Source organism: Brevibacterium sp. CSND-B09 (assembly GCF_052906525.1).
The window spans coordinates 3,448,491-3,461,322 of sequence record NZ_JBREGI010000001.1 but is presented as its reverse complement, the minus strand read 5'-3'; the positions used below and the strand labels follow the sequence as shown (position 1 = coordinate 3,461,322).

Genomic DNA, 12,832 nt, shown 5'->3' with positions numbered 1-12,832 from the left:
GTAGACCAGATGATAGCCTCAGACACAATGGTTTCGGTTGTATCTGATGAATACAAACTATTTAGTTGTTTCGAGCGTGAAGACTGAGCCCCTCAGGCGAGGTCGATGGCGAAGGCGGTCAGCGACTTCAGACCGCCATTCCGACGCACTTCGGCCACGGAGACGAGGGCGTCATCGCAGATGACGGCGACCTCTCGGTTCCCCGCGTCGCCGGCGTCGGAGCCTATATGCCAGTCACCAGCCTCAACGATCTTGCCCTGCATGAGGGCGCGGGCCCGCTCGGCATCGACGGTGACGACGGGCAGGAGGGTGCGGGCCGCCTCGGCGAGGGAGATGAGGCTGGGCGCGGGGAGGTCGAGGTCCTCGGGCAGGGTCACGGCCTGGTCGATATGGAAATCGCCGACGCGCGTCCGCCTGAGCGCGGTGAGATGGCCGAAGACGCCGAGGTCGGTGCCGATATCGCGGGCCAGGGCGCGCACATAGGTGCCCGACGAGCAGTCGACTTCGACATCGACGTCGATATGCCCGTCCTCGGCGGCGAAGCGGATGTCGATGATCTGGAACTCCGAGACCTCGACACGACGGGCCTTGAGTTCGACGTTCTCACCGGCACGGACACGGGCATAGGAACGCTTGCCGTCGACCTTGATCGCCGAGACGGCACTGGGCACCTGATCGATGGGGCCGCGCAGCTTGGCCACGGCGGCTTCGATGGCCGCAGCGTCGACACGAGCGAGATCGGACGGGTCGGCAAAGCGATCGGGCTCGGAATCGGCGTCATCGGTCGGGGTCGACGACCCCAGGCGGACGGTGGCGAAATAGGTCTTCGAGACCCCGGTGATGTAGGTGAGCAGCTTGGTGCCGCGGCCGAGGCCGAGCACTAGGACGCCCGTGGCCATCGGGTCGAGAGTGCCGGCATGGCCGACCTTCTTCGTCCCGAACCAGCGGCGGATGCGGGAGACTACGCCGTGGGAACTCAGCCCCTGCGGTTTGTCACAGACGAGGACGCCCTGTGGGGAAGTATCGCTCACTGGGTGTGCGATCAGTTGAAGGACGCGTGCACGTGGTCGAAGTGGTTGGCGGTCGCGTCTCCGCGATCCTCCATGCCCTTCCAGCCCTGTCCGGGCATCCAGATGCGCTGCTTCCAGATGACGTACTTGACGTTGAGGGCGCTCTGGTTCTGGATGAGGTATTCGGCGATGCGGTCGCCGGTGGATCCGGTGATCATGATGTCGACGGCTTCACCGGTGTTGTGATCCGAACCGGTGCCGGGGCGACGTCCGCCGAAGGTCTTGACCTCGGGGAACTTCGCGCAGACAGCACGGTAGCCGTTGACGGCGTTCGGCAGCAGGCCGGATTCGATCGAGGAGGACACGCTGCACGGCGGTGCCGAGGTGTCCGAGGAGGTGCCTTCGCCGGAGGACTTCTCATCGGAAGACTTCTCATCGGAGGACGAATCGTCGCTCCTCTCCTCAGCAGCCGAGGATTCCGCGGTCGGCTTGGGCTTCGGCGGAGCCTTGACCTCGAGATCGGTCTTCGAGGTCTTGTTCTTGTACTTCGGGTCGTCCTTGACCTTCTCCAGGTACTCTTCGCCGGCCTTCTTGCGTTCGGCGTCGAGTTCTTTCTGACTCGGGGTCGAGGCAGCGGTCGACTCCTCGGGGGTCGTCGATGCGGCCTCGGTGGTGACGTTGCCGGACTCGGGCGGACCCATGACGACGGTCGAACCGACGACGGCGGCGGTCGCGGCTGCAGGAACGGCGATCGCGGCGACGACGGGACGCTGCTTGACGGTCGCCAGCACGGAAGTCGCCGAGGACGGCGCATTCGCTGCGCGTCGGCCTGCGGGGCGCTTGCCGGGAGTCAGGTCCCGGATCAGCTGCTTCGCGAACGACGGCTTCGGTGAGGAGTGCTTACCCAATGCAGAATTCCCTTAACAGAGTCGTAATCATTTCGTTACCGCAAAAAGTCTACGACATCTCGGAAAGATAACAAAACTGTTACGAGAACTTTTTTCGTGACGTGACGAAGCTCAAATCGGCCCCGGAACGGCCGTTCCGCCGCTCTCCACCCGATGACCAGGCGCGATGCAGTCTGTTCGCTGGAATGCGATGATCACTCCTCGTCGGCGTCGTCGGCCTTCTTGTACGGGTCGGAATCACCTGCATGCTGCGCGTTCTTGGCCAATCCGGCGACTCGAGCGTCGTCGGCGGCGGCCTGAGCGAGCAGCCCGTCGAGACGGGCGGCCGCCTCGGGGACGGCATCGGCGATGAATTCGAGGCTCGGGGTCAGACGGATCGTCAGCCCCTTGCCGACCTCGGAGCGGATGAAGCCCTTGGCCGATTCGAGGGCATGACCGGTGCCGACGAGATCCTGGTCGTCGCCGTAGACGGTGTAGAAGATGGTGGCGTGCTGCAGATCGCCGGTCACGCGAACATCGGTGACGGTGACGAAGCCGAGGCGGGGATCCTTGAGCTTGCGCTCGATGGTGCTGGCGACGATGACCTTGATCTGGTCGGCGATCTTGCGGGCCCGTGTCGAGTCTGCCATGGTGTGTGTCCTTCTGTTCGGGGCCGGAACAACTCTTCCGACCCAATATTAGCTGTGCAATCGAACCGGCTCCGGCCGGTCCCCCGTTCGGGGGCCGACCGGAGCCGTCGACTCACGATGTGAGTCCCATCCTCCTCGGCTGCGCTGCTGCGCTGTCGAATCAGCGGGTGGAACTCGCTGTGCGACCGATCAGTCGCGCGGCTTCTCCTGCATCTCGAAGGTCTCGATGATGTCGCCGACGCGCAGGTCGTTGAACTTGCCGAGTCCGATACCGCACTCGTAGCCCTCGCGGACCTCGGTCGCATCGTCCTTGAACCGGCGCAGCGATTCGATGTGGACGTTGTCGCCGATGACGATTCCGTCGCGGGTGACGCGAGCGGTCGAGTTCCGCTTGATGAGGCCGTCGCGGACGATCGAACCGGCGATGTTGCCGAACTTCGAGGAGCGGAAGACCTCGCGGATCTCCGCGGTACCGGTCTGGACCTCTTCGTACTCGGGCTTGAGCATGCCCTTGAGCGAGGACTCGATGTCGTCGATCGCCTGGTAGATGACCGAGTAGTAGCGGACGTCGACGCCTTCGCGGTCTGCCAGGTCGCGAGCCTTCGCTTCCGGACGGACGTTGAAGCCGAGGACGATCGCGTTGTCGACCGTGGCCAGGTTGATGTCGTTCTCCGTGATCGCACCGACGCCGCGGTGGATGATCCGCAGGTCGACGTCGTCGCCCACATCGATCTTGAGCAGCGAATCCTCGAGCGCTTCGACAGCACCGGAGACGTCACCCTTGAGGATGAGGTTGAGCATGTCGACCTTGCCCTCAGCCAGAGCCTTCGTGAAGTCCTCGAGGCTGATGCGCTTGCGACCGCGGGCCTGAGCGGCGTTGCGCTCGATGGCGTCACGCTTCTCAGCGATCTGACGGGCCGTGCGGTCGTCATCGGTGGAGATGAACGAGTCACCGGCACGCGGGACGGACGACAGGCCGAGCACCTGCACGGGGCGGGAGGGTCCGGCCTCCTCGACGACGTTTCCGTTCTCGTCGAACATCGCACGCACACGTCCGTAGGCGGTGCCGCAGACGATGGCGTCGCCCTGACGCAGGGTGCCGGACTCGACGAGGACGGTGGCAACCGCACCGCGGCCCTTGTCGAGCTTGGCTTCGATCGCGATGCCGCGAGCGGACTTGTCGGGGTTCGCCCGCAGGTCCAGGGCCGCATCGGTGGTCAGCAGAACGGATTCGAGCAGCTGGTCGATGCCCTCGCGCTTGAGCGCGGAGATCGGCACGAACATGGTCTCGCCGCCGTATTCTTCGGCCACGAGGTTGTATTCGGTCAGCTGCTGCATGACCTTGGCGGGGTTGGCGCCTTCCTTGTCGATCTTGTTCACGGCCACGACGATCGGCACATCGGCCGCCTGAGCGTGGTTGAGAGCTTCGATCGTCTGCGGCATGACGCCGTCGTCGGCGGCGACCACGAGGATCGCGAGGTCCGTCGACTTCGCACCACGGGCACGCATGGCGGTGAACGCCTCGTGACCGGGGGTGTCGAGGAAGGTGATCTTGCGGTCTTCTCCCTCGTGCTCGACCTCGGCCTGGTAGGCACCGATGTGCTGGGTGATTCCGCCGGCTTCGCGGGAAGCGACATTGGCCGAGCGGATCGCGTCGAGCAGCTTGGTCTTACCGTGGTCGACGTGACCCATGACGGTGACGACCGGCGGACGTGCCTGCAGGTCCTCGTCGTCCTCTTCTGCGGCTTCGGCATCGAGGTCGATGTCGAAGGTCTCCAGCAGCTCACGATCTTCGTCTTCGGGCGAGACGATCTCGATCTTGTAGCCGAGCTCTTCGCCGAGGACCTCGAAGGTCGCCTCGTCGAGGGACTGGGTGATCGTGGCCATCTCACCGAGGTGGAAGAGCACGGTCACGAGGTTCGTCGGATCGGTATTGATCTTCTCGGCGAAGTCGGCCAGCGAGGAGCCGCGACGCAGACGCAGCGGCGTGTTGCCGTCTCCGCGCGGAACGGTGACGCCACCGACCGAGGGAGCCTGCATCTGTTCGAGCTCTGCGCGCTTCGCCCGCTTCGACTTGCGTCCCTTCTGACGGGGACCGCCGCCGCGGCCGAATGCACCCTGCGTGCTTCCGCGACCGCGACCTGAACCGCGACCACCGGGACCGCCGCCGGGTCCACGACGAGGACCGCCGGGAGCGCCGCCCGGGGCACCGGGTGCGCCGCCGCCTGGGGCGTTTCCGCGTCCGCCGCCGCGACCGCGGCCGGGAGCGGGCTTGTTCAGTGCCGAGTTCTTCAGCATCGACGGGTTCGGGCGTGGTGCGCCCGGGCGAGGTGCCGGACGGGGACCGCCCGAGGATTCCTCACCGGATCCGCGCTGCTTCTGGCCGGGCTTCGGCATTCCCTGCGAAGGCGCAAACGGATTGTTTCCGGGGCGTCCACCCTGGCCACCCTGACCGCCTTGACCGCCCTGGCCGGCACGACCGCCGGGCTTGGGTCCGCGACCGGGCTTCGGCATTCCCTGCGAGGAAGCGAAGGGGTTGTTTCCGGGACGCGCGGCACCACGACCGCCGGGCTTCCCGGCAGCACCCGGCTTGGGAGCGCCGGGCTTCGGGGCACCGGGCTTGGGTGCGGCAGCCGGCTTCGGGGCACCGGGCTTCGGCGCCGAGGAGGCAGCCGGCTTGGCAGCGGGAGCCTCGGTCGATTCGGCTGCCTCCGGGGCAGCCGGGGTCGCCGGCTTGGCGGCAGGCTTCGGTGCGGACTTCGCAGCGGGGGCGGCATCCTCGGCGGGGGCCGATTTCGCCGCACCGGCGGACTTCGCAGCACCCGGCTTGGCGGCCGACTTCGCGGCGGGCTTGGGTGCGGGCTTCGCACCGGGTTTCGGGGCTCCGGGCTTCGCGGCCGGCTTGGCGGCCTTCTTCGCGCCGGTGGACTTCTCACCATCAGCGGAAGAGGAATCGGCGAATGCCTCCTTCACGCGGCGCACGACGGGCGCTTCGAGCGTCGAAGAGGCGGAGCGAACGAATTCGCCCATGTCCTGGAGCTTTTCGAGGACGTTCTTACTTGTTGTGCCGAGCTCTTTCGCGAGCTCATGGACACGGGGCTTTGCCACAGTTCTCCTGTCCGGGTTCTTTCCCGGTCAGGAAAGAACCTCATCAATGAAGAGCAGTACTCATTTCACTGCTCTCTCGAATTCCGTTTGGGTGTCATCGTGCGACACTCACAACTTGTCATCCATTCGGCTACCCGTTCTCTTTGGGTTCGGTGTCCGGCCTCGGGAGGTCCGAGGCGGTGATCTTCGTTCGAAAGGATCGAGCGAAGGCGGCAGTGGTCAGGGCCTTGTCCAGGCACTTCGCATCAGGATGCACCCACGCACCACGTCCCGGCAGTGTCGCTGACACATCGCGGACGACGGCGGGGTGCTGATCGGGGCGGAACACGAAGCGTGTCAGCTCGTCCCGACCGGCCTTCTGCCTACAGGCGATGCACGTCCTTACGGGTCCATCACCAACATTCACAATGAATGATTCTACAGCACCGGCACCCGGGCTCGCGCCAAGGGGGCCAGTGGTGCGAATCACTGCACGAGGCTATTCGCCTGCGACGATGTCGATCTTCCAGCCGGTGAGCTTGGCTGCCAGGCGGGCGTTCTGCCCTTCTTTGCCGATGGCCAGGGACAGCTGGTCGGTGGGGACGACTGCGCGGGATTCCTGAGCTGCGGCGTCGAGGATCTCAACGCTCTTGGCCTTGGCCGGGGACAGGGCGTGTGCGATGAACTTCGCCGGGTCGTCGGAGTAGTCGACGATGTCGATCTTCTCCTGGCCGAGTTCGTTCATCACCGCACGCACACGGGAGCCGAGTTCGCCGATGCACGATCCCTTCGCGTTGACTCCCGGCTTCGTGGCGCGCACGGCGAGCTTCGTGCGGTGGCCGGCTTCGCGGGCCAGGGACACGATCTCGACAGTGCCGTCGGCGATCTCCGGAGCCTCATGGGCGAAGAGTCGGCGCACGAGGTTCGGGTGGGTGCGGGAGACGGTGACCGAGGTGCCCTTCGTGCCCTTGTGCACGTCGGCGATGTAGACGCGCAGTCGGGTGCCGTGGGCGTAGGTTTCGCCGGGGACCTGTTCGTGCGGGGGCAGCACGGCTTCGACGTCTCCGATGTCGACCTGGACCATCTGCGGGTCGCGGCCCTGCTGGATGATGCCCGAGACGATCTCGCCCTCACGGCCCTTGAATGTGCCCAGCAGCGTCTCGTCCTCGACATCGCGCAGCCGCTGGTGGATGACCTGCCGAGCGGTCTGGGCGGCGATGCGGCCGAAGCCGGTGGGAGTGTCGTCGAACTCGCCGATCGGGTTGTCGTCGTTGTCGAATTCCACGGCGAGGATGCGCACCTCGCCGGTGGACTTGTCGAGTTCGGCACGGGCGTCGGGCCAGGCCCCTTCGGTCTTCTGGTAGGCGAGGAAGAGCGCCTGTTCGATGAGTTCGATGAGGGTTTCCAGCGGAATCTCACGCTCTCGTTCGATGACGCGCAGAACATTGAGGTCGATGTCCATGTCTAAGTCCTCTCTCGCTCAACCGAGCATTGAATTGTCTGTGTTCACTTATGCAGGCGTAACAGTCTATCCCAGTCCGCGCCCGCACTCTGTCTGCGAAGGGGCCGCCGCACTGCCGGAGGTACGTGAGGTTCGCCTCAGCGGAACTTCAACTCCACCTGGGCCTTGCGGATCTCGCCGAGGTCGACCGTCTTCGACTCCTTGCGCTGGGGGTCCGTGCCCGTGATCGAACTCTCCCCCACCTCGGCGAGGTCGAGCTTGAAGGTGTCCTTCTTCGTCGTGATCTCCAGGCGACGGCCGATGACGCGTCGGAAGTGGCGGGGGGTCTCGAGCTTTCGGGTGGCACCGGGGCTGGTGACCTCGAGCTGGTACGGCTTGTCCCGGAAGACCTCGACCTCGTCGAGGGCGTCGCCGACGATCTTCGTCGATTCGGCGATCTTCTCCATCGACATCGGATCGGTGCTCGATTCGTCGAGGTCGACGACGACGGTGAGCGTGCGCCGCGGACCGGCCGCCACCGCTTTGACGGTCTCGAGGTGGAATCCCGCATCCTGCAGGGGCGGGGCGAGCAGGCCCTTGATCCGCTCGACGTCTTCGTCCATTTCTCCTCCATATCCTTGTGCGTCCCCTTCGCCGAGGCGGGGCAAGGGGGCCGGCGCACCGTGCACGTGTGCGACCGCCGTGTTCTCCCCCACCCTAAGCGACAGCCGACGTCGAGGTTAAGCCTTCGTCGCGGTTCTGCCGGGTGCGAGTCTCATTCTGCGGTCGGGCGGGCGACGGTCGGTGCCCCTCGGCGCTGTCGGGCGTCCCTCGGCGATGGCGGGCATCCCTGGGCGCTGTCGGGCGTCCCTCGGCGATGGCGGGGCATCCGATAGGATTGCCGTATGCATTTTCCCGTCAGTCGCCGCGGCCTGTTGACTGCCGGCGTCGGCGGGTTGAGTCTGAGCCTGCTCACCGCCTGCGGCCTGCGACTCGATCAGGATCCCGAGATCCCCACTCTTGATGCGACTCAGCAGCTGCGCAATCGTCTGGCCCGCATCTTGGACTCCGCTTCTCCCGGCGCCGGTGATCCCGAAACCGCGGGTGAGGACCTTACTGACTTCGCTGCGGCGATCGGTCCCGAATGGAACCCGCCGACCGAATTCGCCACCGAGGCACCTCCGACAGAGAAGAACCGCACCTTCGTCCAGGCCGCCGAGGTGGCTTCCCGCGCCGTCTTCGAGGCCTCAGCGTCCTTGGGTTCGGACCTTATTCCCGTCCTGGCCGATGTGGCCACGGGTCTGGCTCTGGTCGCTGGGACGAAGAAGCCGGAGATCATCACCACCGCCGACGAACTCATCCGCGCCGGCCGTGAGGAACTCGACCAGAGCAGGGACGGCGGCGATGATGCGACAGCGTCTCCCAGTGCCACCGGCGGGGCCGACGCGGATGCCGGGACGGACGACTCCGGAAGCCAGGATCCGAAGGGTCGGGCGGAGATGTTCAACGCGATCCTCAATCAGTCGCGGGCGGCCGCGTACGGCTATGAACGGCTGGCTGTGAACTTCGATTCGAAGTCGCGTGAACGCAAGGCTGCGCTGGCCAGGCTCGAATCCTTGGGTGCCCTGTCCGGGGAGATGCTCGAACGACTCGGCGAGGACGCAGCCGATCCGGCCGCCTCGGCGTGGAAGCTCGATCCCACCCCGACGGATGCGGACTCCGCGAAGGAGCTAGCGCTGTCATTGGAAGACGGCGTCGCTTCCGCGCTTCTGCCCTGGTTGGAGGCGGACGCCTCGGCGATTCTCCGGCTCTGGGAATCGGCCCGGAACCGGATGGTCTTCGCCGCTCCGCAGCCGCTGCGTTTCACCTATGACGAACCCGGGCAGGCGGAGGTGCAGGAGTGAGGGTCCCACCGGTTCTCTACCGCGCGACGCGCGAGATCATCGGCGAATATCGCACCGATTCGTGGGTTGCCGCGCTCGACTATATGGCAAACGAACTCCTCGATCGGTGGAAGCTGCGCTTCGACGATGTGCCGGGGGCGCCGTGGGCCGGGTGCGAGTCCTTGGTGATTCCGGTGCTCACTCAGGAGAACTATCAGGGGGTGCTGCGGTTCGCGGCTCCCACCTCGGCACATACGGCTGCGCATGCGCAGGTGCTGCGGGCGCTGAAGATGTGGAACGGGCACGGGGCGGTGCGGGTCATCCGGGATGATCGCAGCTTCCGGGTCACGCTGCAGGAGCGACTGCGCACGAAGGACAATCTGTCCGTGCTGCCACTGGCCGATGTGCCGCCGGTGTGGGGTGCGCTGCAGCGGTCCTTGGAGATTCCGGCGACCTCGGAGTTCCTGCGGGTCCAGGATGTCGTGGCCGGGTGGCTGAATTCGTTCGATGCCGATGCCGTGTTGTTGACCGGGTGGTCGGAGGCGGGTCCGCACGATTCCCTGCTGCTGTCGTTCGCCCGCAATTGGATGCAGACTCTGGCGTCCTCGGATGAGAACTGGCTCATCCACGCCGACCTGCACTACTACAACATCCTCGCCGGCAATCCCGACCCGACGGGCATCTCGACGTGGAAGGCCATCGATCCGCAGCCTTTGGCCGGTCCGACCGCGTACACCTTGGCCCCGGTGCTGTGGAACCGCCTGGCCGAGATCCCCTCGGATCATCCGCAGGCGCAGGCGGCGTGGTTGCGTGGTTTCGCCACGGACCTGGCGCTGTGCGCCGGGGTCGATCCGCAGTACGGGATGGGGGCGACCGTGGCCAGGGAGATCACGAACATGTTCTGGTATCTGCGCGCTGCCTCCGGCGGGTCGAATTCGAGCCTGGCCGATGCTGCCCGCTCCCTGTGGGTGGCCCGCGCGCTGTCCGGCGCCGATGTCGCCGGAGTCAACGCCCACGCCCTCAAACCCATCGGCTAACCCCTTATTGCTACCTGACGGCGGCCCAGCAACCTCGCGCGAGGTTGCTGGGCCGCCGTCAGGTAGCAATTAGTGGATGAGGGTGGAGATGAAGTCGAAACCGAGTTTGAGGATCAGAGCGGAGACGACGATGACGAAGACGACGCGGACGAACCCTGAGCCCTTCGCCAGCGCGGTGCGCGCACCGAAGATCCCGCCGGTGACATTGCCGACGGCCATGATCACACCCAGCAGCCAGACGACCTGACCGTCGGGGATGAAGTAGACGAGCGCCCCGAAGTTCGTCGCCCAGTTGATCACCTTCGCCGTGGCCGAGGCCTGCAGGAACGAGAATCCGATGATCGAGACGAAGGCGATGACGAGGAACGATCCCGTCCCCGGCCCGAGCACTCCGTCGTAGACGCCGATGACGAGCCCGATCAGCCACGACAGGGCATGGTGGCGTTTCGACGTTTCCCCGAACCGCAGCGTGGCATCGGCGCCGAGGCTCGGGTTGAGCACCGTGAAGATCCCGACCCCGATAAGCGCGAGCAGAATGATCGGGGTGAAAGCGTCGCTGGGCACCAAGGTCGCGAGCTTCGCCCCGAGCACGGCACCCAAGAACGCCGAGGCCGCGGCCGGAATCGTCGCCGACCGGTCCGGGGTGATCTTGCGCAGATAGGTGACCGCCGAGGCGGTCGTGCCCGCAATCGACCCGATCTTATTCGTCGCGACCGCCTGCACGGGGCTCATCCCCGGCACGAGCAGCAGCGCGGGCAGCTGGATCAATCCGCCCCCGCCGACGACGGCATCGATCCACCCGGCCAGGACTCCCGCGGCGAGCAGCCACAGGACCATCGTCCAGGTGACATCGATGCCTCCGGCGAGGGCTTCGAACACCGAGGCGGCTCAGGCGTTCTGGTCGGCGCTGATCGCCGCATCGGCTGCAGCTGCAGCCTTCGCGTACGCCTCACGCACACGTGCCACGGTGGCAGGAACCACCTCGGCGACGGGCTGGTCGGACTTCTCCCCGGCCAGACGGTCGCGGACCTCGACGACGCCGTCGGCCAGACCGCGGCCGACGACGATGACGGTAGGAATGCCGATGAGTTCGGCATCGGCGAACTTGAATCCGGGCGAGACCTTATTGCGGTCGTCGAGCAGGACGCTGATGCCTTCGGCCTCGAGTTCGGTCGTCATCTTCTCGGCGGCTTGAGCGATCTCCTCACCCTTGCCGGCGACGATGATGTGCACATCGGCCGGGGCCAGGTGCTGGGGCCACAGGAGGCCGTCTTCGGAATGGTATTCCTCGGCGATGCAGGCCATGACGCGGGTGACGCCGAGACCGTAGGAGCCCATGGTCACGGTCGTCGCCTTGCCGTTCTGGTCGAGCACCTTGAGGTCGAGGGACTCGGCATACTTGCGGCCGAGCTTGAAGATCTGACCGATCTCGACACCGCGGGCCAGCTCCAGCGGACCGGAGCCGTCCGGTGCCGGATCGCCGAGGACGACCTGGGCGGCTTCGATGGTGCCGTCGGCAGTGAAGTCCCGTCCGGCGACGAGGTCGAAGACGTGGCGTCCGGGCTCATTGGCTCCAGTGATCCAGCGGGTGCCGTCGACGACGCGAGGGTCGAGGAGGTAGCGGATCTTCGAGGGCGATTCGAGGCCGAGAACCGGCGCGTCGAGGGAGTTTCCGGGTCCAATGTAACCCTTGACGAGCTCCGGATGGGCGGCGAGATCCTCAGCCGTGGCGGCTTCGAGGTCGACCTCACCGTCACCGAGCATGCCGGTGCCGGCGGCCCGGTCGAGGTCGACTTCGCGGTCGCCGGGCAGGCCGATGACGATGATCTCGCGGGTGCCGTCGGGATGGGTGACGGCGCAGACGACGTTCTTCAGCGTGTCTGCGGCCGTCCACTCACGATCGTCGCGCGGATGCGAGGCGTTCGCCGCGGCCACAAGGGTCTCGATGGTCGGAGTGTCGGGGGTGTCCTCGACATGTGCGGCAGGCGACTGCGAGTAGGGAATCGCCTCGGGGACGATCGAGGTCACGGCCTCGACGTTCGCGGCATATCCGCCGGGTGACTTGACGAACGTGTCCTCCCCAACCTCAGAAGGGTAGATGAACTCCTCTGTCCCGGAGCCGCCCATGGCACCCGGGGTCGCCTTGACCGGCAGGCACGGCAGGCCGAGACGGGCGAAGGCCCGCAGATAGGCCACGCGCATGGCTTCGTAGGAGGCGTCGAGTCCGGCGTCGTCGATGTCGAAGGAGTAGGCGTCCTTCATGATGAATTCGCGTCCGCGCAGCAGTCCGGCGCGGGGGCGAGCCTCGTCGCGGTACTTCGTCTGGATCTGGTAGATCGACAGCGGCAGGTCTTTGTACGAGGAGTAGAGGTCCTTGACCAGAAGGGTGAAGACCTCTTCGTGGGTGGGAGCGAGGATGTAGTCGTTCTCGCGGCGGTCCTCGAGATGGAAGAGGTCGGGCCCGAAGGCCTCCCAACGGCCGGATTTCTTGTACGGATCGGCGGGCAGCAGACCCGGGAAGTGGACCTCCTGGGAGCCGGCGAGCGCCATCTCTTCGCGCACGATGGCTTCGATCTTGCCGAGCACGGCCAGTCCCAGCGGCAGCCACGTGTAGATTCCCGGTGCTGACCTGCGGATGTATCCGGCACGGTGGAGCAGTTTGTGGCTGGCCACCTCGGCGCCGACCGGGTCTTCCTTCTGGGTTCGCACGAACAGGGACGACATGCGCAGGGCCATGGGTAAATCTCCTCAACTTGTCAAGACTCAGATCGAACACTATCGCACGCGGGCGAGCCGGAGGGAATCGGAGCGGGCGCGGATTCGTCACCTGCGGGAAG

11 protein-coding genes are annotated in these 12,832 nt (G+C 65.9%); 2 read left to right on the top strand and 9 right to left on the bottom strand.

The genetic code is table 11. The annotated features are described in order from the left end of the window. Nucleotides 1-92: 92 nt before the first annotated feature. From truB to ACU4IU_RS15480, 7 genes are all read right to left on the bottom strand, one after another. Nucleotides 93-1,031 (bottom strand): tRNA pseudouridine(55) synthase TruB, encoded by a 939-nt coding sequence (truB, locus tag ACU4IU_RS15510; protein WP_446657219.1) that lies wholly within the window; start codon nucleotides 1,029-1,031, stop codon nucleotides 93-95. An 11-nt stretch (nucleotides 1,032-1,042) separates the two neighbouring features. Next, nucleotides 1,043-1,918, bottom strand: coding sequence for a ligand-binding protein SH3 (locus ACU4IU_RS15505; RefSeq protein ID WP_446657218.1), 876 nt, complete (start codon nucleotides 1,916-1,918; stop codon nucleotides 1,043-1,045). A 194-nt stretch (nucleotides 1,919-2,112) separates the two neighbouring features. Continuing rightward, the gene (rbfA, locus tag ACU4IU_RS15500; RefSeq protein WP_446657217.1) at nucleotides 2,113-2,547 is read right to left on the bottom strand and encodes a 30S ribosome-binding factor RbfA; all 435 of its coding nucleotides are present in this window, start codon (nucleotides 2,545-2,547) and stop codon (nucleotides 2,113-2,115) included. A gap of 189 nt (nucleotides 2,548-2,736) precedes the next feature. Then, on the bottom strand, nucleotides 2,737-5,655 hold the full coding sequence (gene infB / locus ACU4IU_RS15495; RefSeq protein ID WP_139468787.1) for a translation initiation factor IF-2: 2,919 nt from the start codon (nucleotides 5,653-5,655) through the stop codon (nucleotides 2,737-2,739). A 130-nt stretch (nucleotides 5,656-5,785) separates the two neighbouring features. Then, nucleotides 5,786-6,061: a YlxR family protein gene (locus ACU4IU_RS15490; protein ID WP_101547294.1), complete on the bottom strand. Its 276-nt coding sequence runs from the start codon at nucleotides 6,059-6,061 to the stop codon at nucleotides 5,786-5,788. 72 nt (nucleotides 6,062-6,133) lie between these two features. Further along, a complete protein-coding gene (gene nusA, locus ACU4IU_RS15485; RefSeq protein ID WP_101547295.1) occupies nucleotides 6,134-7,096 on the bottom strand; it encodes a transcription termination factor NusA in 963 nt (320 codons plus the stop codon). Between the two features lie 137 nt (nucleotides 7,097-7,233). Next, nucleotides 7,234-7,698, bottom strand: a complete 465-nt coding sequence (locus tag ACU4IU_RS15480) for a ribosome maturation factor RimP (RefSeq protein WP_446657216.1) — start codon at nucleotides 7,696-7,698, stop codon at nucleotides 7,234-7,236. 282 nt (nucleotides 7,699-7,980) lie between these two features. On the opposite strand from ACU4IU_RS15480, the gene ACU4IU_RS15475 reads away from it, so the two are divergent. Together ACU4IU_RS15475 and ACU4IU_RS15470 are read left to right on the top strand one after the other, a co-directional pair. Further along, entirely contained in the window at nucleotides 7,981-8,979 is a 999-nt protein-coding gene (locus tag ACU4IU_RS15475; protein WP_446657215.1) for a hypothetical protein, read from the top strand. Continuing rightward, nucleotides 8,976-9,995, top strand: a complete 1,020-nt coding sequence (locus ACU4IU_RS15470; protein ID WP_446657214.1) for an aminoglycoside phosphotransferase family protein — start codon at nucleotides 8,976-8,978, stop codon at nucleotides 9,993-9,995. Before ACU4IU_RS15475 ends, ACU4IU_RS15470 begins: the two co-directional genes overlap by 4 nt. Before the next feature lie 69 nt (nucleotides 9,996-10,064). Here the strand turns inward: ACU4IU_RS15470 and ACU4IU_RS15465 are convergent, their stop codons facing one another. Together ACU4IU_RS15465 and ACU4IU_RS15460 are read right to left on the bottom strand one after the other, a co-directional pair. Continuing rightward, nucleotides 10,065-10,832, bottom strand: a complete 768-nt coding sequence (locus ACU4IU_RS15465; protein ID WP_446657609.1) for a TSUP family transporter — start codon at nucleotides 10,830-10,832, stop codon at nucleotides 10,065-10,067. Between the two features lie 51 nt (nucleotides 10,833-10,883). Then, nucleotides 10,884-12,731: a proline--tRNA ligase gene (locus ACU4IU_RS15460; protein WP_446657213.1), complete on the bottom strand. Its 1,848-nt coding sequence runs from the start codon at nucleotides 12,729-12,731 to the stop codon at nucleotides 10,884-10,886. Nucleotides 12,732-12,832 lie beyond the last annotated feature (101 nt).

What these genes read in the sequence shown, in the direction of transcription:
- ACU4IU_RS15460 (WP_446657213.1), bottom strand. Translation starts at nt 12,731, where the DNA reads ATGGCCCTGCGCATGTCGTCCCTGTTCGTGCGAACCCAGAAGGAAGAC.
- ACU4IU_RS15465 (WP_446657609.1), bottom strand. Translation starts at nt 10,832, where the DNA reads ATGGTCCTGTGGCTGCTCGCCGCGGGAGTCCTGGCCGGGTGGATCGAT.
- ACU4IU_RS15475 (WP_446657215.1), top strand. Translation starts at nt 7,981, where the DNA reads ATGCATTTTCCCGTCAGTCGCCGCGGCCTGTTGACTGCCGGCGTCGGC.
- rbfA (WP_446657217.1), bottom strand. Translation starts at nt 2,547, where the DNA reads ATGGCAGACTCGACACGGGCCCGCAAGATCGCCGACCAGATCAAGGTC.
- ACU4IU_RS15480 (WP_446657216.1), bottom strand. Translation starts at nt 7,698, where the DNA reads ATGGACGAAGACGTCGAGCGGATCAAGGGCCTGCTCGCCCCGCCCCTG.
- nusA (WP_101547295.1), bottom strand. Translation starts at nt 7,096, where the DNA reads ATGGACATCGACCTCAATGTTCTGCGCGTCATCGAACGAGAGCGTGAG.